The organism is Vogesella oryzae (assembly GCF_902829295.1).
GTDB lineage: Bacteria > Pseudomonadota > Gammaproteobacteria > Burkholderiales > Chromobacteriaceae > Vogesella > Vogesella oryzae.
Genome location: NZ_CADEPL010000012.1, coordinates 101,100 through 120,929, shown reverse-complemented (window position 1 = coordinate 120,929; position 19,830 = coordinate 101,100). Strand labels below are relative to the sequence as shown.

The following is a 19,830-nucleotide window of genomic DNA, read 5'->3' as shown; positions in this document are numbered from 1 at the left end:
GTGACCCAGGTGATGTCGCGCATGAGCGGCATCAAGGTGGACGCCGTACGCCACAGCCTGCAGCAGTTTTTTGACGAATACCGCGAGCAGAGCGGGGTGCATGGCGCCTCGCGTTCCTTCCTGCAGCGCTCGCTGGAAATGGCGCTGGGCAACGACATTGCCAGCAGCGTGCTCAACAGCATCTACGGCGATGCCATCCGTCCGAAAATGGCGCGGCTGCAGTGGGTGCAGCCGGCCTGGCTGGCCGAGCGCATCGCCAACGAACACGTGCGCATGCAGGCGGTGTTTCTCGCCTTCCTGCCGTCGACGCAGGCCAGCGAAGTCATCGAGGCGCTGCCGGTGGCGCAGCGCGACCAGGTGCTGGTCAACATCGCCCGCTTGAAGGAAATCGACCGCGAATTGCTGCAGGAGCTGGAGCAGGTGGTGAACCGCTGCCTGGAAAGCCTCGGCACGCAGAGCGCCAGCGTGGAAGGCGTGCGCCAGGCCGCCGAGATCATCAACCGCATGAGCGGTGACCGCACGCAGATGGTGGAACTGCTGCGCGCGCACGATCCGGGCGTGGTGTCCGCGATCGAGGAAAGCATGTACGACTTCTTCCTGCTGTCGCGCCAGAGCGAGCAGGTGATCCTGCGCATCGCCGAAGAGGTGGCGCTGGAGCAGTGGGCCATCGCGCTGAAAGGCGCCGAGCCGTCGGTGCGCAATGCCATCGTGCAGTCGATGCCGCGCCGCCAGGCACAGTCGTTCGAAGACAGCATGCGCCGCTCCGGTCCGGTACCGATCAGCCGCGTGGAGCAGGTGCGCCAGGAAATCATGCAGCGCGTGCGCGAGCTGGCCGAAGCCGGCGAGATCGACCTGCAGCTGTTCGCCGAGGACGTGGTCGAGTGAACGCCTTCCGTCCATACCGCTTCCCGCCGCTAGCGCTGTCCGGCCCGGGGGCCAGCAGCGGCACTGACGCCATGCAGCAGCAGGCACAGCTGACGCAGGGTTTCCAGCAAGGCATGGAAAGCGGCTTCCGCGAGGGTTACGACACCGGTCTGGAGCAGGGCCAGCGCGACGGTTATGCCGCCGGCCACAGCGAAGGCTGGCAGCAGGGCCAGAGCAGCGCGCAGCAAGAGGTTGCCGCGCGTTTCGACAGCCTGGCCCAGCCGCTGGACGCCATGCTGCAGGCCCTGCAGCAGATGCAGGGCGACTACCAGCAGGCACTGCGCCGTGAAGTGGTGGAGCTGGTGGCCAAGGTGGCGCGCCAGGTGATCCGCTGCGAACTGGCGCTGCAACCGGTACAGCTGCTGGCGCTGGTGGATGAAACCTTGGCCGCACTGCCGCCGGTGGCGGACGAGCAGGTCAGCGTGTTCCTCAATCCGGAAGAGTGCCAGCGCATCCGCGAACTGGCGCCGGAGCGCGCCGCGCGCTGGGCGCTGACGCCGGACGTACGGCTGGAGCCGGGCGAGTGCCGCGTGCGCGCCGGCAACCACGAAGCCGATGCCGGCTGCCGCCAGCGGCTGGAGGCCTGCATGGAGCAGGTGGCCGAACAGCTGGCCGACACGCCGCCGCCGGAGGCCGCCGCATGATTTCCGCCGCACTGCGCCAGCTGGAGCTGGGCGACGTACCGGTGGCCCGCCGCACCGGCCGCCTTACCGGCGCCGCCGGCCTGCTGCTGGAAGCCACCGGCTGCCCGTTCGAGACCGGCCAGCGTTGCCTGATCGAGACCGGCAGCGGCCAGTGGCTGGAGGCGCAGGTGGTGGGCTTCCGCGACGAAATTTCCTATCTGATGCCGTTCAAGCCGGCACGCGGTCTGGCCACCGGCGCCCGCGTGTTGCCGGCCGGCGAGCAGGGCGGCTTGCAGATCGGCCCGTCCTGGCTCGGGCGCATCGTCAACGGCCTCGGTGAAGCCATCGACGGCCTCGGCAAGCTCGGCGGCGACGCTCCGCTGGAGGTGCATCCGCCGCGCGTCAATCCGCTGAAAAAACAGCCGGTGCGCGAGGTGCTGGATGTCGGCGTGCGCGCCATCAACGGCGTGCTCACCATCGGCCGCGGCCAACGTGTCGGGCTGTTTGCCGGCAGCGGCGTCGGCAAGAGCGTGCTGCTGGGCATGATTACCCGCCAGACCGCCGCCGACGTGGTGGTGGTCGGGCTGATCGGCGAGCGCGGCCGCGAGGTGCGCGAGTTCGTCGAGCACGCGCTGGGGCCGGAAGGGCTGGCCAAGGCCATCCTGGTGGTGGCACCGGCCGATGAATCGCCGCTGATGCGAATGATGGCCACCGAGCTGTGCCATGCCATCGCCGCGCATTTCCGCGACCGCGGCCAACATGTGCTGCTGCTGGTGGATTCGCTGACCCGCTACGCCATGGCGCGGCGCGAAGTGGCGCTGGCGCTGGGCGAGCCGCCGGCCACCCGCGGCTACCCGCCGTCGGTATTCGGCCTGCTGCCGCAGCTGGTGGAAAGCGCCGGCAACGGCGAGGGCGAGGGCAGCATGAGCGCCATCTACACCGTGCTGGCGGAAGGCGACGACCAGCAGGACCCGATCGTCGATACCGCGCGCGCCATTCTCGACGGCCACATCGTGCTCAAGCGCGAACTGGCCGAACGCGGCCATTACCCGGCCATCGACATTGCCGCCTCGGTCAGCCGCTGCATGAGCCAGCTGGCGGGCGGCAACCATCTGCGCGCCGCGCGGCTGCTGAAAGACCTGGCCGCCCGCTACGCGCAGGTGCGCGAACTGATTCCGCTCGGCGGCTACGTGCCGGGCGCCGATGCCGCCACCGATCGCGCGGTACAGCTGTATCCGCAGATCGAGGCGTTCCTGCAGCAGGACACCCATGAAGCGGCGCCGCTGGCGCGCACGCTGGCGCAACTGGAGGCACTGGCCGCATGAATCCGCACGCGACTCCCGCCAATCTGCAAAGCCTGGCGCGCCTGGTGGCGCTGCGCCAGGACGAAGTGGCGCAGCTGGGCATCAGCCAGGCGCAGAAAGAAGCGCTGCGCCAGCGCTACCGCAACAACCTGTCGCGCATGGCGGCGCTGTGCGCCGGCAGCGGCAGCAGCGGTGCGCTACCGCCGGCGCTGGCGATGAACTGCGCCAACTACAAGCACGGCGTGCTGGTGACCATGGCGCAGCACCAGCAGGAGCTGGCACTGCACGAGGCCGACATGGCGGTAAGCCAGCGCAAGCTGCAGCAGCTGACGCGGCAGTGCGAGGTGCTGGATCACAGCTTCCGCCAGCGCCGCAGTGCCTGGCAGCTGGAGCAGCAACGCGGCGAGCAGAAGCGCCAGGACGACATGGCCACCCAGGTGTGGCTGCAGGGGCGTGCATGATGCCGGCGCCGATTTCAGTTTCCGCTGCTGGCGGTCGCCTTGAACGGGTGACAACCACGTTCCATTCCGTACAAGGGGAATCAAGATGAGCGACGTTTCCAGCATCAATCCGTCCCAGCTCGCCCAGCAGCTGGCGACTGCCTACATCCAGGATACGCAGTCGCTGCTGGACAGCCAGAGCCAGCGCGCCAGCAGCGCCAGCAAAGCGCTGACCACGCTGCAAAGCGCGCTGCAGGCATTCCAGACCGCCATCAGCGGCCTGTCCGGCAAGAAAACCGTGCTGCAGCAGACCGCCACCGTCTCCAACACCGCGGTGGCCAATGCCAGCACCAACGGCAGTGCCCAGGCCGGCAGCTACAACTTTTTCGTCACCCAGCTGGCCAGTGCCAACCAGCTGGCCTACCAGGGCATTCCCACCAGTGTCACCGCCAGCAGCGCCGGCACGCTGGGCGTGAGTCTGGCCGATGGTTCCAGTTTCTCGGTGTCGCTGGCTAGTGGCGACCTGGACGGTGACGGCAATCTCACCCCGGCCGAGATCGCCCGCGCCATCAACCAGGCCGCCGGCAACAGCAGCAAGGTGGCCGCCAGTGTGATGACCGTCAACGGCGCACCGCAGCTGGTGCTCACCGCCGGCCAGACCGGCGCCGGCAGCCAGATCACGCTGGATACCAGCGCGGTGGGCGACAGCAGCCTGCAAAGCGCGCTGAACGCCGCCCCGGTGCAGCTGGTGGCGGCACAGGATGCCGACATCTGGCTGGGCGCCGAGAACAGCGGCATCCATATCCAGCAGGCCAGCAATACCTACAGCGGCATCAGCGGCGTCACCATCAACTTTACCCAGGCCATGACCAGCGGCAGTGCGCCGGTGACGCTGACCGTGGCATCCGACAATGCCGGCACCGCCAAGAACGTGCAGGCCTTTGTCGATGCCTACAACACGCTGAAGCAGAAACTCGACGATCTGACCGACACCGGCGATGCCGCCAGCGGCAAGTCCGCCGCGGTATTTGCCAACGATGCCGGCATCCGCAGCCTGCGCAACAAGCTGGAATCCATGCTGCGCCAGAGCTTCAACAGCCAGACGCTGTTCAGCTACGGCGTCAGCGCCGACCGCAACGGCACCCTGTCGCTGAACCAGAGCAAGCTGGATGCGGCGCTGGCGGCCAACCCGAGCGGGCTGGACCAGCTGCTGGGCGGCAGCAGCGGCCTGCTGGCCGGCAACAGCAACTATCTCAAGCTCTGGCTGAGCTCGGTGGGCGGCCAGCTCAAGCAGCGCCAGGAGTCGGTGGGCCGGCTGCAGACCGATCTGGCCCGCCGCCAGGACCAGCTGAGCGTGCGCTATGACCAGGCATATAACCGCTATCTGCTGCAGTTCACCCAGCTGCAGACCCTGCAATCCCGCATGAGCGATACCAGCGGCATTCTCGCCAACCTGGGCAGCTGAGCAACACCGTAACAAGGGAGTGGATGTTGGATTACGAAGGCTACCGCAGCTATCACGCTGTCAATCTGGACGCGCAGACCGCCAGCGCCTCGCCGGTGCAACTGGTGCTGGTGCTGATGAACGGCCTGCTGGAAGAGATGGCGCGCGCGCGCGCCCATATCGAACAGAAGCGTTTCGAGGCCAAGGGCAACAGCATCAACAAGTGCATCGACATCCTTAACGGCCTGTCCAGCGCACTGGAGATGGAAACCGGCGGCGAAGTGGTGGCCAACCTGGCGCGGCTGTACGACTACTGCGCCTGGCGGCTGAACGAAGCCGGCCTGAAGCTGGACACCGCCATGATCGACGAGGTCACCAGGCTGGTGGCCACGCTGAAAGGCGGCTGGCAGCAGGTGGAAGCCGCCAATGGCTGAGGCCGCGCTGCTGCACTCGCTGGCCCGGCGGCTGGAACAGGCCAGCCTGCGCCAGGACTGGCAGGCGTTGGCCGCGGCCGACGCCGAGCTGGCCCAGCTGGCGCAGCGCCTTCAGCAACGCCAGCTCAGCAGCGCCGAGCGCAGCCTGCTGCCGCGCCTGCAGGCCGCCCACCGCCAGGCCCGCCGCAGCTGCGACACCGAGATGCAACGGCTGGGCGAGCAGCTGGCCGGCTGGCAGGACAACCGTGAAGGCTGGGTCGCCTATGCCCTGGCCGCAGAAGAGATGGAGTAAGCAACGCATGCTGAGCACGCTTTCCGTTGCGGGCAATGACGCCCGCCCGGCACCGCTGCACGACAGCACGCTGCCGGCGGCACAGCCGGAGGCCGCCGCGAGCCCGTTTGGCGTGGCGATGACTGCTGCCAGCCCGGACGCACAGGCGCCGGTGCCGGCCACCGATGTTGCCAGCGTGACCGACGACAGCGTGGCCGCGGCCGACGCTGCGCCGGCCGATGGCGACAGCGACAGCAGCAGTGACAACGCTGCGGCCAACCTCGCGCAACCGGCAACCACGCCGTCGCCATTGCTGGCGCAGTTGCCGCAACTGCCGTTGCCGCCAGCACCGTTGGCGGAAGCCAAGCCGGCTCCGCAGGGCGCTGCAGGCGATGACAGCAGCACCGACGATGCCGCGCGGCTGCGTGTCGTGGCGGCAGCGCTGCCAGCCAGTGCGCCAGCGGTACCGGCGCTGCCGGCCGGCGGCCGCCATGCCGGCGACAACATCACTGCGGCCAACCTGGCGCCGGGCGCTGCCGATGCGGCCAACCCGCCGCTGCGTGCCGCTGCGCCGCTGCCAGTCGCCGCCAGTCGCGAGCAACTGGCCGGCATGCTGGCCGCCGGCAGCCGGCTGAGCCAGGACCACGCCAGCGAGCCGGGCAGCGATGCCGTGACCACGCCGAGCGGTAGCAGCAGCGTATCGGCCACGGCGCTGCCGCAGGGCGGCCAGAGCGTGCCGCCGGCGCAATGGGCGCCGCTGAAACTGCCGGCGGCTCAGCCGGCACAGTGGGCCCAGCCGTTGCAGCAGGCACTGGGCGAACGCCTGCACGTGCAGGCCGCCAACGGTATCGACAACGCGGTGATCCGCCTCGACCCGGCGCATCTGGGCACGCTGGAAATCGCCATCCGCCACGAGGCCGGCAGCCTGCAGGTGCAGCTGACGGCCGGCAACAGCGAACTGCTGCGCCAGCTGCATGCCATCAGCGACAACCTGCGCCAGGGGCTGGGCAACCGCCAGTACGGCGAGGTGGCGGTGTGGGTGGCGGATAGCCGCCAGCAGGGCGCCGGCCAGGGTGGCCAGGGCCGTCAGGGGGACGAGCCGCGCGAGCAGCGGCCGAACCGCGCGCTGTACCAGGCCGGGCAGGACAACGGCCATAACGCATTCACGCTGGCCTGAGCCAGCAATAACCAACAGGCAGCGAGCAAAGCATGGCGAAGAAGTGGGTAGTGATGGTGGTGATGGCGCTGACGGCGCTGCTGGCGGGGGCCGCAGGCAGCTGGTTCCTGCTGCAGGCGCAGGGCAAGGCGCCAGCGTTGGCCGCCGCCGAGCCGGTCGAGGCGAAGGAATACAAGGACGTGAGCCTGGACAAGGGGATCGGGATGCTGCGCGACCATGCCGGCGCGCCGCTGAGCCATTACCTGGCGGTGGATCTGGTGTTCAAGACCGCGCTGGAAGACGAGGCCACCACCAAGGAGCACCTGCCGCTGCTGCGCAGCATCGCGCTGCGCGCGCTGTCGGCCTACCCGATGGAGCAGGCGCGGCTGATGAACATCGACCAGTTCTCGGCGGTGGTGAACAAGGCGTTTGCCAGCGCCTACGCCCGCGAGGGACGGCCCAAGCCGTTCCGCGAGGCGATGATCGGCAAGCTGATCATCGAGTAACCGCATGGCGCTGGTAATGGAATACGCGGCGATGGCCCCGCTGGATGGCCAGCTGGCCGAGCGGCAGGTGCTGGGCGATTACGCGCCGCTGGTCAAGCGCGTGGTACGGCAGCTGTCGTCGCAGGTAGGCGGCGCGCTGGACCGCGAGGACATGGAGCAGATCGGGCTGATGGGCCTGCTGGACGCGCTGCGCCGCTACGGCGGCGTGCCGGACGAGCGCTTTGGTGCCTATGCCGCGGTGCGGGTGCGCGGCGCGATTCTGGACGAGCTGCGCCGCCAGGACTGGCGGCCGCGCTCGGTGCGGCAGGAAGCGCACCGCCACCGCGACGCGCTGCGCGAGCTGGCGCGCAAGCTGGGCCGCGAGCCGAACGAGGCCGAGGCCAGTGCCGCGCTGGGGGTGGATGCCGCCGGCTACCAGGACTACCTGCTGGCGGAAAACGCCGAGAGCCTGGCCAGCTTCGACGAGCTGATGCACGACGAGGCGGGGCAGCAGGTGACCGGCAGCGTGGAGTCGCAATACCTGGACCGCCGCAGCCTGGAGCAGGCGCTGCTGGTACTGGATGCGCGCGAGCAGCGGGTGATCCAGCTGTATTACGAGTTCGAGCTGAGCCTGAAGGAAATTGCGGCGGTGCTGGAGTTGACCGAGGCACGGGTGTGCCAGATCAACAAGGCGGCGCTGAAGAAAATGCGGGCAGTCCTGGCGGACGCCTGAAACGGAAACACTAACCAGAGTAAGCACAGATGCAGCAGATTTTCGGCGTTTTCATCGTACTGGCCTGCGTGTTCGGCGGCTTCGTGTTCATGGGCGGCAGCTTCCATGTGATCTGGCAGCCGGTGGAAATCATCATCATCGTCGGCGCGGCGCTGGGCGCCATCGTGTTGGGCAACCCCAAGCACGTGCTGGTGGAAATGGTGGGGCAGATCCGCAAGATCATCACCCGCCGCAAGCGCGACTCCGAGTTCCAGCGCCAGTTGCTGCTGCTGATGTACGAATTGCTGCAGACCGCCAGCCGCGGCCTGAAGGCGCTGGACGAGCACGTGGAAGCACCGCGCCAGAGCGCGCTGTTCCAGCGTTATCCGCTGGTGCTGGAGAACCCCAAGCTGCTGGCCTTCATCGTCGACAACTTCCGGCTGATGGCGATGGGCAAGATCAGCTCGCACGAGCTGGAAGGCGTGCTGGAGCAGGAGCTGGAGGCGATTCACGACCAGCTGGTGCAGCCGTCCAAGTCGCTGCACAAGATCGCCGAGGCGATGCCGGGCTTCGGCATTCTGGCGGCGGTGCTGGGCATCGTGATGGCGATGAACACCGTCAGCTCCGGCGCTTCCGCCGCAGAGATCAGCGAGCGCGTGGCCGCCGCGATGGTGGGCACCTTCATCGGCATTTTCTTCTGTTACGGCGTGCTCGATCCGATCTCCAACGTGATGAAGCAACTGGTGAACACCGAGCTGTCGGATTTCGAGTGCGTGAAAGTGGTGCTGGTGACCCATGTGTCCGGCAAGCCGGCGCTGCTGGCCATCGACGCCGGCCGCCGCCTGGTGCAGCTGAACATCAAGCCGAGCTTCGCGCAGCTGGAAACCTGGATCAACACGCTGGAAGCCGCCTAAGCCATGGCCATCAAAGACAAGCACGACGAAGAAGCCATCGTCAAACGCGTGTCGCGCGGGCACGAGGAAGACGAGCACGGCGGTGCCTGGAAAGTGGCGTTCGCCGACTTCTGCCTGGCGCTGATGTGCCTGTTCCTGGTGCTGTGGGTGTTGGCCGCCCGCAATCAGGAACAGCTGGAAGCGGTGATGAACACCAATGGCGGCAGCGTGATTGCCGAGGGCAACAACAGTGTGCTGGATCACATCAGCTACCCGCCGGGCAGCCTGATTCCGCGCGAGCCGGTACCGGGCATGGCGGCAGAGGCCAAGGCGCCGGGCAAGCACAGTGCCGGCGATACCGATAACGGCGACATCCGCCTGAGCAAGACCCGCTTCGATACCGCGGCCGACATGCAGGAACTGGCGCAGGCGCTGGCCGACATGAGCGAGCAGGCCGGCCTCGCCGGCAACCTGCAGACCATGATCACCCCGTACGGCCTGCGCGTGATGCTGCACGACACCGACAAGCAGGGCATGTTCCAGCGCGGCAGTTCGGTGCCCAGCGACCCGTTCCGCAAGCTGCTGCTGCGCATCGGGCCGATGTTCGCGCGTATCGAAAATCCGCTGGTGATCGTCGGCCATACCGATGCCGCGCAATACCGCGGCCAGACACCCGGCGGCTTCTCCAACTGGAGCCTGTCCAGCAGCCGCGCCATGAGTGCGCGCGCCAACCTGCTGCAAGGCGGGCTGCCGGCCGGCCAGGTGCTGCAGGTGGTGGGCATGGCCGAGCGCGCGCCGCTGGATGCCGCACAGCCGTTGGCCGCACTCAACCGCCGCATCGAGCTGCTGGTGTTGACCACCAGCCAGGCCAAGCTGATTGCCAGCATGTACGGCGTGCCGCAGCAGGTGGTGCCGCTGACTGCCGGCGTCGACACCGTGGCACCCAACGGCAAGGCATTGCAAGCGCTGCAGCAGAAGCTGCAGGCCACGGCGCCATGAGTCGCCGATTTAAGGTTTGTCGCGTTTGCGTCGCTGTGTCGGCACGACACAGCTAACTGCCAACGCAAGGAATAACAGCATGAAGATCACGAGCAGCAGTACCGGGATTCCGGAAATCCGCGACGCCACCCCCGCCGCCGGCAATAGCGCCGACAGCGGCGCTGCCGGTCGTACCGTTGCCGCCGCCGCACCGGCCGCGCCCAGCGCGCCGCTGCAGTCCGCGGTGATGCAGCCGGCGCAGGAGGCGCTGGCGGCGATGCCGGACATTGACGCCGAGCGCGTCGCCGACATCAAGGCGGCACTGGCCGAAGGCAAGATCAATTTCGATGCCGGTAAGCTGGCCGGGTTGATCCGCCGCTACCACGGCGGGCGCGGATGAGCGCGCGCGAAGCCGCCAAAACGTTGCTGGCCGATGTCGCCAGCGACCGCAACGACTACCGCGTGCTGGAGCAGCTGCTGGAGCAGCAGTTTGCCGCCGCGCTGCGCCATGACGCTGCCGCCGTGGCCGACATCAACCAGCGCATCGAGCCGCTGCTGGCGCGGCTGGACGCGCACCGCCGGCTGCGGCCAACGTTGGCCGCACAGCTGCTGGGTGCCGGGCGCGCGGTGAGCATGGCCGCGGTGATCGACATGCTGCCGGAGGTGCCGTCCACGGCACTGGCCGGCTGGTGGCGCGAGCTGGAGCAGGCGGTACGCCGCTGCAAGGAATTGAATGCCCGCAACGGCCGGCTGATGAGCAGCCAGCAGGAAATCATGCAGCGGGTGCTGCATGGCGAGAGTGATACCTATGTGGCGGATTGAAGCAGGCAGCGCGGCGGCCTACGCCGGCGACGACGTGGCATTGCCGCTGGGCGGCAGCCGGGCGGGGGTGAATTTTGGCCGCCTGGTTGGCGATGCGCAGCAGGAGATTGCCGCCATCGTCGCCAACGGTTTCGAGAGCAGCGGCGCGCCCGGGCTGAGCGCCGCGGCACAGGCCTGGCGGCTGCGTAGCCAGGGTGCGGCCAACGTGGCGGCACCGGCCGGCGATGCCGTGCGGCAGGAGTTTCTGTCGGCGGTGGCGCCGTGGGCCGGCGAGGCCGGCGCCAGGCTGGGTGTGGCACCGGAGCTGGTGATGGCGCACGCGGCGCTGGAGTCCGGCTGGGGGCAGCGCCCAATCATGGGCGCGGACGGCAACAGCCACAACCTGTTCAGCATCAAGGCCGGCCGTGGCTGGCAGGGGGCGGTGGCGGATGTGCTGACCACCGAGCATGTCAACGGCGAGGCGGTAAAGACGGTAGAGCGTTTCCGCGCCTATCCGGATTACCGCAGCGCCTTTAACGATTACGTGCAGCTGTTGCAGGGCAATCCGCGCTATGCGGCGGTGCAGGGAGTGGGCAGCGATGCGCGCGCTTTTGCCGCCGCGCTGGCGCGTGGCGGCTACGCTACCGATCCGGCCTATGCCGACAAGTTGCAGCAAGTAGCGTCGCGCCTGCTGGCGCAACGCTGAGTTTGATTACGGCGCGGCGTTGGCCGCGTCAGCCGGCGCCACGGTGCCGGCATCCAGTACCACCGCGCTGATGATGCGTTTGCTGGTGCTGTTGCGGACGCGGATCACCTCGTTGCGGCCGCCGCTTTGTAGCGCTTCGCCGGGCACGCTGACTTCGATGCCGCCCTGGCGGGCGACGATCTGCACCGCCTGGCCGCGCTGTACCAGCAGTTGCGGCTGCAGGAAGCGCTGCTGCAGTACCTGACCAGTGCGGATCGGCCGGCGGGTGCGCTGGCCGGCGAGGGCGGCGAGGTTGCCCAGCGCATCGGGTGTGGCAGACAGGCTGCGGGTTTCCGCCTTGACGCTGGCGGGGTCGATGTTCTGGCCGGCGGGGATGTCCTGCTGCGCCACCAGCACTGCGGCGCTCAGCTCGGCGCGCACGATGATCTCGCCGGCGCTGGTCTGGCCGGGGCAGCGCAGGCTGAAGCGCAGCCGCTGCCAGAAGCGGGTGTCGGCGGCGGTGATGGCGTACGGCGCGCTGCAGGCCGGCAGGCTGCGCTGCGGCGGTAGCGCCTGCACCGTGATGCGGGCATCGGCCAGCTGGTGGCTGCTGGCGTAGTCGGCCAGGTAGCGGTAGGCGGCCTGCTCGGTCTGCACGCCGGCAGACAGTGGCGGTGCGGCCAGGGTGACGGCAGGCAGCAGGACAAGTGCGGTACGCAGGCAGTAGGCGAGTACGGACATGGTGGCAGGTGCGGGTCTGGCCGGATAGGTAGACCGCAAATTATACGGCTCCGGCATCGGTCGGGGAGGCGAAACAGCAGTAGGCAGTGAGGAAACACAGATGGGGATTAACTTCGAGCAGGCGCTGGGGCTGCATGCCGACGCGCTGAAACTGCGCGCCGAGCGCAGCAAGGTGCTGGTATCGAACATTGCCAACGTCAGCACCCCGGGCTACCAGGCGCGCGACATGGATTTTCGCGCCAGCATGGAACAACTGGCCAGCGGCGACGAGGACGGCATGCTGGCGCTGAGCGACGGCCCGTCGCTGGGCTACCGCCGCCCGAACCAGCCCAGCCAGGACGGCAACACCGTCGAGCTGGGAGTGGAGCAGGCCGCGTTTTCGCAGAACACCACCGATTTCCAGACCAGCCTTGCGTTTCTGAACATGAAACTCAAGGGGCTGGCCAAGGCCATCAACGGCACGTCCTGAGCATAGAGAGCAAGCATGAGTTTCCGTGATATCGCCCAGATTGCCGGTTCCGCCATGACCGCGCAGAGCATCCGTCTCAACACCATTGCCAGCAATCTGGCCAACGCGCAGAGCGCGGCGGGCAGCGAGCAGGCCACCTACCACGCGCGCAAGCCGGTGTTTGCCAGCGTGTTTCTGCCGGGCCAGGACTTTGCCGACCGCGGTTCCGCCGCCAAGGTGCAGGTGCTGGACGTGGTGGAAACCACCACCCCGCTGCGCAAGGCCTACGAGCCGGACAATCCGCTGGCCAATGCCGAGGGCATGGTGTTTTACCCGAATGTGAATCCGGTGGAAGAAATGACCGACATGCTGTCGGCCAGCCGCGCGTTTGAAACCAATGTGGAAGTGCTGTCGCGCGTGAAGGGCATGCAGCAGGACCTGTTGAAACTGGGAGAAGGTTAAGCATGCAAACCACATTGAACGGCAGCAGCCTCGGCAGCAGCGCCAGTACCGGCGACGCCATTCTGGGCGCCACCGACAGCGGCCAGCTGTCGGACATGTTCACCAAGCTGCTGGTGGCACAAATCCAGAACCAGGATCCGCTGTCGCCGACCGACCCCAGCCAGTTCGTCAGCCAGCTGACGCAGCTGAGCCAGGTGGAGGCGCTGAGCAAGATGGCCAGCCAGACCGGCACCGGCAACGGCATGTTGCAGAACCTGCAGACGCTGGCGCTGGGCAACCAGGTTGGCAGCAATGTGCTGGTACACACCGGCAGCGTGGAGCTGGCCGACCGGCCGCTGCACGGCGTGGTCAACCTGGATTACGCCACCAGCAAGCTGACGCTGAACCTGACCGGCATGGACGGCGCGGTGCATAGCGTGGCGCTGGGGCCGCAGAGCGCCGGCGAAATCGGTTTCGACATCGACCCGGTGGCGCTGGGTCTGCCGGCCGGCAGCTATGCCATCGCCGCCAGCACCGACAGCGGCGCTGGCCTGGCGGTGGAAATCGCCGGCACGCTCAGCAGCATGCGCATCGACAGCAATGGCAACGCCATTCTCAATGTTTCCGGTGTCGGCAAGGTCGACGCCTCGGCAATCACCCAATTCAACGGTCGTCCGGCCGTCTAGGCTGGCTGAAAGGAATCAGCATGAGCTTCGATATCGCACTGTCCGGCATCAACGCCATCAAGGACCAGCTCGACACCATCACCAACAATATTGCCAACTCCGGCACCTACGGCTTCAAGTCCAGCCGCACCAACTTTACTTCGGTGTATGCCGGCAGCCAGGCCAACGGCGTGGCGGCAGGCTCGATCACCCAGTCGATCACCAATGGCGGCAATATCCAGTCCACCGGCCGTGCGCTGGACGTGGCCATCACCGGCCGCGGTTTCTTCGTGACCCGCGATCCGGCCAACAGCAGCGTGCAGTACACCCGCGTCGGCATTTTCAACGTCGACAAGGACGGCTACCTGATTGCCTCCGGCAACCAGCGCGTGCAGGGCTATGCCACCGTGGCCGGTAGCAGCGTGCAGGGCGCGCTGGGCGACCTGAAGGTGCCGGTGGGGCAGATTGCCGCCAAGCAGACTTCCGCCGTGCAGTACGTGGCCAACCTGTCTGCCGACTGGAGCACCCCGGCCACCGTGCCGTTCAACGCTGCCGACCCGACCTCGTTCAACAGCTCGATGGTGTCCACGGTATATGACTCGCTGGGTGCTCAGCACACCGTGACCCAGTACTTCGTCAAGACCGGCGCCAACCAGGTCACCGCCAACTACACCTGCGACGGTGCGCCGGTGGCGGCGACCACTACGCTGAACTTCGATACCGCCGGCCAGCTGGTGTCGCCGGCGGCGCCGGTAGCGCTGAACCTGGGGACCCCGGCCGGTGCCGCGGCACTGACCGTCGACTTCAACTACGCCGGCACCACGCTGTTTGCAGGCCAGAGCACCACTTCGGTGAACAGCAGCGACGGCTATGCTTCCGGCACCCTGACCGGCGTGTCGCTGGCCGAGGACGGCACCCTGCTGGCGCAGTACAGCAACGGCCAGAAACAGGGCGTGGGCATGCTGGCGCTGGCCGCCTTCCCGGACGAAGGCGCGCTGACCCAGGTCAGCGGTACCGCGTGGGAGGCCTCCAATGCCTCCGGCACCGCCTTGCTGTCGTCGCCGGGCACCGGCCTTACCGGCAAGCTGGCTACCGGCGCGCTGGAACAGTCCAACGTCAATGTGACCTCGGAACTGGTCGGCCTGATGACCGCGCAGCGCAACTACCAGGCCAACAGCAAGGTGATCTCGGCCGAGAACCAGATGGTGCAGTCGCTGATGCAGGCGATGTAAGCGGAGCCGCGTAAATGGATGCCTTGATTTACACCGCGATGAGCGCGGCCGACCGCGCGCTGCATGCCCAACAGGTACACGCCAACAACCTGGCCAACGTGGAAACCGCCGGTTTCCGCGCCGACATGGAACAGGCGCAGGCGCAGCAGGTGGCCGGCTACGGTTACGACTCCCGTCACCTGGCGCTGCTGCAGGCCAATACCGTCAACACTGCCAGCGGCACACTGGTACAGACCGGCCGCGACCTCGACGTGGCGGTCAGCGGCCAGGGCTACTTTGCCGTCGCTTACGGCGGCGGCGAGGCCTACACCCGCGCCGGCACCTTCGCAGTGGATGGCGACGGCGCGCTGACGCTCAACGGCCGCGCGGTAATGGGCGATGGCGGCCCCATCGTGCTGCCGCCGTACCAGAGCGTGAGCTTCGGCCAGGACGGCATGATCAGCATCGTGCCGGCCGCCGGTGGCGAGCCGCAGACGGTGGACCGGCTGAAGCTGGTGAATCCGCCGGCGGCCAGCATGCAGAAAAACGAGGCCGGCCTGCTGGTGTCGCGCAGCGGCCAACGTCTGGACGCCGACGACAGCGTGCAGGTGAAGGGCGGCTATCTGGAGCGCAGTAATGTGTCGGCAGTGGAAGAGATGCTGCAGACCATGAGCCTGAACCGCGATTTCGAAATGCAGATGCGCCTGTTCAAGGCCGCGGACGGGATGGCCGACAGCGGCAACCGTCTGATTCGTTCCTAAGGAGTCAACATGAATCCAGCAATGTGGATCAGCAAGACCGGCATTCAGGCGGAAGACGCCCGCCTGCAGGCCATCGCCAACAACCTGGCCAACGTCAACACCGTCGGCTTCAAGCGCGACCGCATGGTGTTCGAGGACCTGTTCTACCAGGTGGACCAGCAGCCGGGCGCGCAGAACGGCGCCAACAGCAGCTCGCCCTCCGGCACCCAGCTGGGCAACGGTACCCGCCTGGTGGGCACCCAGAAAATCTTTACCACCGGCAATCTGCAGACCACCAGCCAGCCGCTGGACGTGGCCATTGTCGGCAACGGCTTCCTGCAGGTGGAAATGGCCAACGGCGAGACCGGTTACACCCGCGCCGGCCAGTTGCAGATCAACGCCGAAGGCCGGCTGGTGAACGCGCAGGGTCTGCCGATCCAGCCGGACATCACCATCCCGACCAACGCCACCGCCATCACCATCGGCGAGGACGGTACCGTGTCGGTGCAGCAGCCGGGCAATGCCGCCCCGAGCGAGGTGGGCAAGCTGCAGCTGGCCAACTTCGTCAATCCGACCGGCCTGTTGGCGCTGGGTGACAACCTGTACCAGGAAACCGCCGCCAGCGGCGCCCCGACCGTGGGCGCGCCGGGCGAGGGCGCCATCGGCAAGCTCAAGCAGGGCGCGCTGGAAGGCTCCAACGTGCAGGTGGTGGAGGAAATGGTGGACATGATCGCCGCGCAGCGCGTGTACGAGATGAACACCAAGGTGCTGTCCGCCTCCGACAATATGCTGCAGTACCTGGCGCAAGCGGTACGATGACGCGCGCGCTGTTTGCCCTCGCCATGCCGCTGCTGCTGGCGGCCTGCAGCGGTCTGCTGCCGCCGGCGCCGGACGGCAGTTACGATCCGCCGCCGGCACAGTTGGCCGCCGCGCGCGGCCAGGCCGGCGGCCTGTTCGCACCGGCCGGCGGCTGGTCGCTGGTGGCCGACCAGCGCGCCTACCGCGTCGGCGACGTGCTGACGGTGCTGCTGCAGGAAACCACCCAGGCCAGCAAGTCGGCCGGCACTACGCTCGACAAGAACAGCTCCACCTCGGTACAGCCGGCGGTGGTGCTGGGCAGTGCCGTCAAGCTGGATGCCTCGCTGGACGCGCAGCGCAAGTTCGACGGCAAGGGCACCAGCACGCAGCAGAACACGCTGCAGGGCGCGGTGACGGTGATCGTGCAGCAGGTGCAGGCCAATGGCCTGCTGCTGGTGAAGGGCGAGAAAAGCCTGACGCTGAACCAGGGCGAGGAAGTCATCCGTCTGTCCGGTTATGTGCGCGCCGGCGATATCGACAGCAGCAACCAGGTGTCGTCGCTGCGGGTGGCCAATGCCCGCATCCAGTATTTCGGCAAGGGCGCGCTGGCGGATTCCGGCAACCCGGGCTGGCTGACGCGCTTCTTCAACAGTCCGTGGATGCCGTTCTGATGTTGCGGCCAACCTTGTCTAGTGAGTGTGTGAACGCGTGATGAACTCTCGATTCCTGAACGGCGGCTGCCTGCTGCTGGCCTGCCTGCTGCTGGCACCGCTGCTGGCGGCGCAGCCGCTGCGCAATCTGGTCAGCGTGGAAGGTATCCGCGACAACCAGCTGATCGGTTACGGTCTGGTGGTGGGGCTGGCCGGCAGCGGTGACGGCAGCCAGGCCAAGTATGTCGGCCAGTCGCTGACCAACCTGCTGCAGCAGTTCGGCCTGAAGCTGCCGCCGGGTACCTCGCCGACCGCCAAGAACACCGCGGCGGTGATGGTGAGCGCGACCTTCCCCTCCGGTTACAGCAAGGGCCAGACCATCGATGTCACGGTGTCGTCGCTGGGCGATGCCAAGAGCCTGCGCGGCGGCACGCTGCTGCTGACCCCGCTGCGCGGGGTGGATGGCGAGGTGTACGCGCTGGCGCAGGGCAATCTGGTGGTGCCGGCGCTTGCCGCGCAGGGCAACAGCGGCTCCAGCGTCACCGTCAACCTGCCGACTGCCGGGCGTATTCCGCGCGGTGCCAGCATCGAGCGCGAGATCGCCACCGATTTCGACAGCAAGCCGACGGTGAAGCTCAGCCTGAAGCGGCCTAACTTCCAGACCGCCACCAATATCGTCAACGCGGTAAACCGCCAGTTCGGCCGCATCGCCAGCGCGCGCGATGCCACCTCGGTAGAAGTAGTGGCGCCGCAGGACCCGACACAGCGGGTGGCGTTTGTCGCCCGCCTCAACGCGATGAATGTCGAGGTGGGGGCGGAGGTCGGCAAGGTGATCTTCAACACCCGTACCGGCACGGTGGTGGTGGGCGAGGGGGTGCGCGTGCATCCGGCAGCGGTATCGCACGGCGTGCTGAAGGTGGTGATCTCCGAGGGCTACAACGTCAGCCAGCCCAATGCGCTGGCCGGCGGTAATACCACGGTGACGCCGTCTTCCAGCATCAAGGTGGAGCAGGGCGTGGGCCACATGTTCAAGTGGCCGGACGGCGTCAGCCTGCAGACCATCATCGACACCGTCAACAGTACCGGCGCCACGCCGGATGACATCATGGCCATTCTGCAGGCGCTGGACGAAGCCGGTGCCATCGATGGCGAACTGGTGGTGATCTGATATGCAGCCAAACGATTTGCGGCAGCTTGCCGCCCTGCCGCTGACCCCGGCGGCAGATGCCGCGCAGCCGGCGATCGCGGCGGCAGCCGTGCCAAGCGGTGCCACTGCGCCGGCCGATGCCGCCGAACACAAGCGGGTACAGGACGCGGCGGTGAAGTTCGAAGGCATGTTCATCCGCCAGCTGTTGCAGCAGATGCGCAAGAGCAACGAGGCGTTCAGCGACGAGGACAGCATCTTCAATAACCGTCGCGAGCGCGACATGCTGGATTTCGCCGATGGCCAGGTGGCCGACAGCCTGGCGACGCAGCGCGCGTTCGGCATTGCCGACATGCTGGTGAAGCAGTTGTTGCCTGGCGGCAAGGGCTGAACGCGGCACGGATTTAAGTTGTCGGCCGCTTTGGTCGCACTGCAGACAGACGCCCCCTGAATGGTAATTACCGTATGAGCATGATCAATATCGCGCTGACCGGCGCCGTGGCCGCCCAGGCCGCGCTGAATGCCAGCAGCCAGAACATCGCCAACGTCATGACACCCGGCTATACCCGCCAGGGGGTGCTGCTGACGTCGGTGGCCCCGCGCGAGGCCGGGGTCGGCACTGCCGGCAGCGGGGTGCAGGTCAGCGCCTTGCTGCGCTTTTCCGACAGTTACAAGAGCCAGCAATTGTGGGCGGCCAACTCGCAGCTGGGCAGCTTCGACACCATGCAGCCGTATATGACCCAGCTGGAGCAGGTGATGGGCAGCAGCACCGCCAGCATCAACGTCGGGCTGGATGGCTTCTTCAAGGCGCTGAACGCCGCCAGCGTGGACCCGTCGTCCAGCCCGCTGCGGCAGCAGGTGCTGACTTCCGCCGGTGCGCTGGCGCAGAGCTTCAACACCCTGTCGCAGGTGCTGGTGAACCAGCGCGTCTCGGTGGCGGCCCAGCGCAGCAGCATGGTGACGCAGATCAACGCCTACAGTGCCGCCATCGCCAAGTACAACGATGAAATCAGCGCCGCGCAGGCCACCGGCACCAGTGCGTCCGGGCTGATCGACCAGCGCGACCAGAGTATCGACCAGCTGGCCAAGCTGGTCGGCATCCAGGTGGTGGACCAGCCGGACGGTTCGCGCAATGTGTCGCTGCTGAACGGCGCGCCGCTGGTGGCCGGTCATCTGGCCGGGGTGTTGGCCGCACAGAACACCGTCAGCGGCAACCAGGTGCTGACGCTGCAGTTCGCCAAGGAAAGCTTCACCCTGCCGGACAGCCAGCTGGGCGGCGCGATGGGCGGCTTGGGGCAGATGGAACAGCAGGTGCTGCTGCCGCTGCAGCAGTCGCTGTCGGACATGGCCTCCGGCCTTGCTACGGCGGTGAACGCGCAGTTGGCCGCGGGCTTTACTCCCGCAGGTACCAGCGGCGGGCCGCTGTTCAGCTTTACCCCGGGCAACAGTAGCCCGCTGAGCGTAGTGCCGGGGCTGCAGGCGCAGGATCTGGCGTTTTCCGCCGACGCGACGGCGCCCGGCGACAGCAGCAATCTGCTGCAGATCATCGCCATCCGCAGCCAGAGCATGGCGGTCGGCAATCTGGGCAGCGTGACCCTGGGCGATGCCTATACCCAGCTGATGGGCAATCTCGGCACGCAGAGCCAGCAGAACCAGACCGCGCTGACCACCTCGCAGACGGTGCGCACCCAGGCCGAGGAGAGCTGGAAATCCACCAGCGGCGTCAGCCAGGACGAAGAAGCCACCAACCTGGTGCAGTTCCAGCAGATGTACCAGGCCAATATGAAAGTCATCGCCGTGGCCAACCAGCTGTTTGACAGCACGCTGGCCATGATGGGTTAA

The 19,830-nt window shown here is 67.3% G+C and carries 26 protein-coding genes; 25 read left to right on the top strand and 1 reads right to left on the bottom strand.

Annotated elements, in window-relative coordinates; translation table 11 throughout:
* The 15 genes from HU218_RS05335 to HU218_RS05265 all read left to right on the top strand — a co-directional run bounded on the left by HU218_RS05335 (position 1) and on the right by HU218_RS05265 (position 11,171).
* A complete protein-coding gene (locus HU218_RS05335; RefSeq protein ID WP_246210725.1) occupies positions 1-885 on the top strand; it encodes a FliG C-terminal domain-containing protein in 885 nt (294 codons plus the stop codon).
* Complete coding sequence (gene fliH, locus HU218_RS05330) at positions 882-1,568, top strand: flagellar assembly protein FliH (protein ID WP_174873901.1); 687 nt, start codon at positions 882-884, stop codon at positions 1,566-1,568. The genes HU218_RS05335 and fliH overlap by 4 nt, the downstream gene beginning before the upstream one ends.
* Entirely contained in the window at positions 1,565-2,872 is a 1,308-nt protein-coding gene (fliI, locus tag HU218_RS05325) for a flagellar protein export ATPase FliI (protein ID WP_174873900.1), read from the top strand. Before fliH ends, fliI begins: the two co-directional genes overlap by 4 nt.
* The gene (locus tag HU218_RS05320; RefSeq protein WP_174873899.1) at positions 2,869-3,312 is read left to right on the top strand and encodes a flagellar FliJ family protein; all 444 of its coding nucleotides are present in this window, start codon (positions 2,869-2,871) and stop codon (positions 3,310-3,312) included. Before fliI ends, HU218_RS05320 begins: the two co-directional genes overlap by 4 nt.
* An 85-nt stretch (positions 3,313-3,397) precedes the next feature.
* Entirely contained in the window at positions 3,398-4,756 is a 1,359-nt protein-coding gene (gene fliD / locus HU218_RS05315) for a flagellar filament capping protein FliD (protein ID WP_174873898.1), read from the top strand.
* A gap of 23 nt (positions 4,757-4,779) precedes the next feature.
* Positions 4,780-5,169 (top strand): flagellar export chaperone FliS, encoded by a 390-nt coding sequence (fliS, locus tag HU218_RS05310; protein WP_174873897.1) that lies wholly within the window; start codon positions 4,780-4,782, stop codon positions 5,167-5,169.
* Positions 5,162-5,461: a hypothetical protein gene (locus HU218_RS05305; RefSeq protein ID WP_174873896.1), complete on the top strand. Its 300-nt coding sequence runs from the start codon at positions 5,162-5,164 to the stop codon at positions 5,459-5,461. The genes fliS and HU218_RS05305 overlap by 8 nt, the downstream gene beginning before the upstream one ends.
* A gap of 7 nt (positions 5,462-5,468) precedes the next feature.
* On the top strand, positions 5,469-6,617 hold the full coding sequence (locus HU218_RS05300; RefSeq protein ID WP_174873895.1) for a flagellar hook-length control protein FliK: 1,149 nt from the start codon (positions 5,469-5,471) through the stop codon (positions 6,615-6,617).
* Positions 6,618-6,649: 32 nt separating this feature from the next.
* Positions 6,650-7,102: a flagellar basal body-associated FliL family protein gene (locus HU218_RS05295; protein ID WP_174873894.1), complete on the top strand. Its 453-nt coding sequence runs from the start codon at positions 6,650-6,652 to the stop codon at positions 7,100-7,102.
* Positions 7,103-7,106: 4 nt separating this feature from the next.
* A complete protein-coding gene (gene fliA / locus HU218_RS05290) occupies positions 7,107-7,814 on the top strand; it encodes an RNA polymerase sigma factor FliA (protein ID WP_174873893.1) in 708 nt (235 codons plus the stop codon).
* Between the two features lie 29 nt (positions 7,815-7,843).
* Complete coding sequence (gene motA, locus HU218_RS05285; protein ID WP_174873892.1) at positions 7,844-8,707, top strand: flagellar motor stator protein MotA; 864 nt, start codon at positions 7,844-7,846, stop codon at positions 8,705-8,707.
* A gap of 3 nt (positions 8,708-8,710) precedes the next feature.
* Positions 8,711-9,685, top strand: coding sequence for a flagellar motor protein MotB (locus tag HU218_RS05280; RefSeq protein ID WP_174873891.1), 975 nt, complete (start codon positions 8,711-8,713; stop codon positions 9,683-9,685).
* 79 nt (positions 9,686-9,764) lie between these two features.
* Positions 9,765-10,064, top strand: a complete 300-nt coding sequence (flgM, locus tag HU218_RS05275) for a flagellar biosynthesis anti-sigma factor FlgM (protein ID WP_174873890.1) — start codon at positions 9,765-9,767, stop codon at positions 10,062-10,064.
* The gene (locus HU218_RS05270) at positions 10,061-10,486 is read left to right on the top strand and encodes a flagellar protein FlgN (protein WP_174873889.1); all 426 of its coding nucleotides are present in this window, start codon (positions 10,061-10,063) and stop codon (positions 10,484-10,486) included. The genes flgM and HU218_RS05270 overlap by 4 nt, the downstream gene beginning before the upstream one ends.
* Positions 10,473-11,171 (top strand): glucosaminidase domain-containing protein, encoded by a 699-nt coding sequence (locus HU218_RS05265; RefSeq protein WP_174873888.1) that lies wholly within the window; start codon positions 10,473-10,475, stop codon positions 11,169-11,171. The genes HU218_RS05270 and HU218_RS05265 overlap by 14 nt, the downstream gene beginning before the upstream one ends.
* Positions 11,172-11,177: 6 nt before the next feature.
* Here the strand turns inward: HU218_RS05265 and flgA are convergent, their stop codons facing one another.
* Positions 11,178-11,891, bottom strand: coding sequence for a flagellar basal body P-ring formation chaperone FlgA (gene flgA / locus HU218_RS05260; protein WP_174873887.1), 714 nt, complete (start codon positions 11,889-11,891; stop codon positions 11,178-11,180).
* 100 nt (positions 11,892-11,991) lie between these two features.
* On the opposite strand from flgA, the gene flgB reads away from it, so the two are divergent.
* The 10 genes from flgB (at position 11,992) to flgK (ending at position 19,830) form a co-directional block, all read left to right on the top strand.
* Positions 11,992-12,360, top strand: coding sequence for a flagellar basal body rod protein FlgB (gene flgB / locus HU218_RS05255; RefSeq protein ID WP_174873886.1), 369 nt, complete (start codon positions 11,992-11,994; stop codon positions 12,358-12,360).
* A gap of 15 nt (positions 12,361-12,375) precedes the next feature.
* Complete coding sequence (flgC, locus tag HU218_RS05250) at positions 12,376-12,801, top strand: flagellar basal body rod protein FlgC (RefSeq protein ID WP_174873885.1); 426 nt, start codon at positions 12,376-12,378, stop codon at positions 12,799-12,801.
* A gap of 2 nt (positions 12,802-12,803) precedes the next feature.
* Positions 12,804-13,466, top strand: a complete 663-nt coding sequence (locus HU218_RS05245) for a flagellar hook capping FlgD N-terminal domain-containing protein (RefSeq protein WP_174873884.1) — start codon at positions 12,804-12,806, stop codon at positions 13,464-13,466.
* 20 nt (positions 13,467-13,486) lie between these two features.
* Positions 13,487-14,677, top strand: coding sequence for a flagellar hook protein FlgE (locus tag HU218_RS05240; RefSeq protein WP_174873883.1), 1,191 nt, complete (start codon positions 13,487-13,489; stop codon positions 14,675-14,677).
* A 14-nt stretch (positions 14,678-14,691) separates the two neighbouring features.
* Positions 14,692-15,417 carry a flagellar basal-body rod protein FlgF gene (gene flgF, locus HU218_RS05235; RefSeq protein WP_174873882.1) on the top strand — a complete coding sequence of 242 codons (726 nt, stop codon included), beginning with the start codon at positions 14,692-14,694 and terminating at the stop codon, positions 15,415-15,417.
* Positions 15,418-15,426: 9 nt separating this feature from the next.
* Positions 15,427-16,215, top strand: coding sequence for a flagellar basal-body rod protein FlgG (gene flgG / locus HU218_RS05230; RefSeq protein ID WP_174873881.1), 789 nt, complete (start codon positions 15,427-15,429; stop codon positions 16,213-16,215).
* Positions 16,212-16,865 (top strand): flagellar basal body L-ring protein FlgH, encoded by a 654-nt coding sequence (flgH, locus tag HU218_RS05225; RefSeq protein ID WP_174873880.1) that lies wholly within the window; start codon positions 16,212-16,214, stop codon positions 16,863-16,865. Before flgG ends, flgH begins: the two co-directional genes overlap by 4 nt.
* A gap of 40 nt (positions 16,866-16,905) precedes the next feature.
* Positions 16,906-18,012: a flagellar basal body P-ring protein FlgI gene (locus tag HU218_RS05220; RefSeq protein WP_174873879.1), complete on the top strand. Its 1,107-nt coding sequence runs from the start codon at positions 16,906-16,908 to the stop codon at positions 18,010-18,012.
* A 1-nt stretch (position 18,013) separates the two neighbouring features.
* Complete coding sequence (locus HU218_RS05215; protein WP_174873878.1) at positions 18,014-18,379, top strand: rod-binding protein; 366 nt, start codon at positions 18,014-18,016, stop codon at positions 18,377-18,379.
* Positions 18,380-18,453: 74 nt separating this feature from the next.
* The gene (gene flgK / locus HU218_RS05210) at positions 18,454-19,830 is read left to right on the top strand and encodes a flagellar hook-associated protein FlgK (protein ID WP_174873877.1); all 1,377 of its coding nucleotides are present in this window, start codon (positions 18,454-18,456) and stop codon (positions 19,828-19,830) included.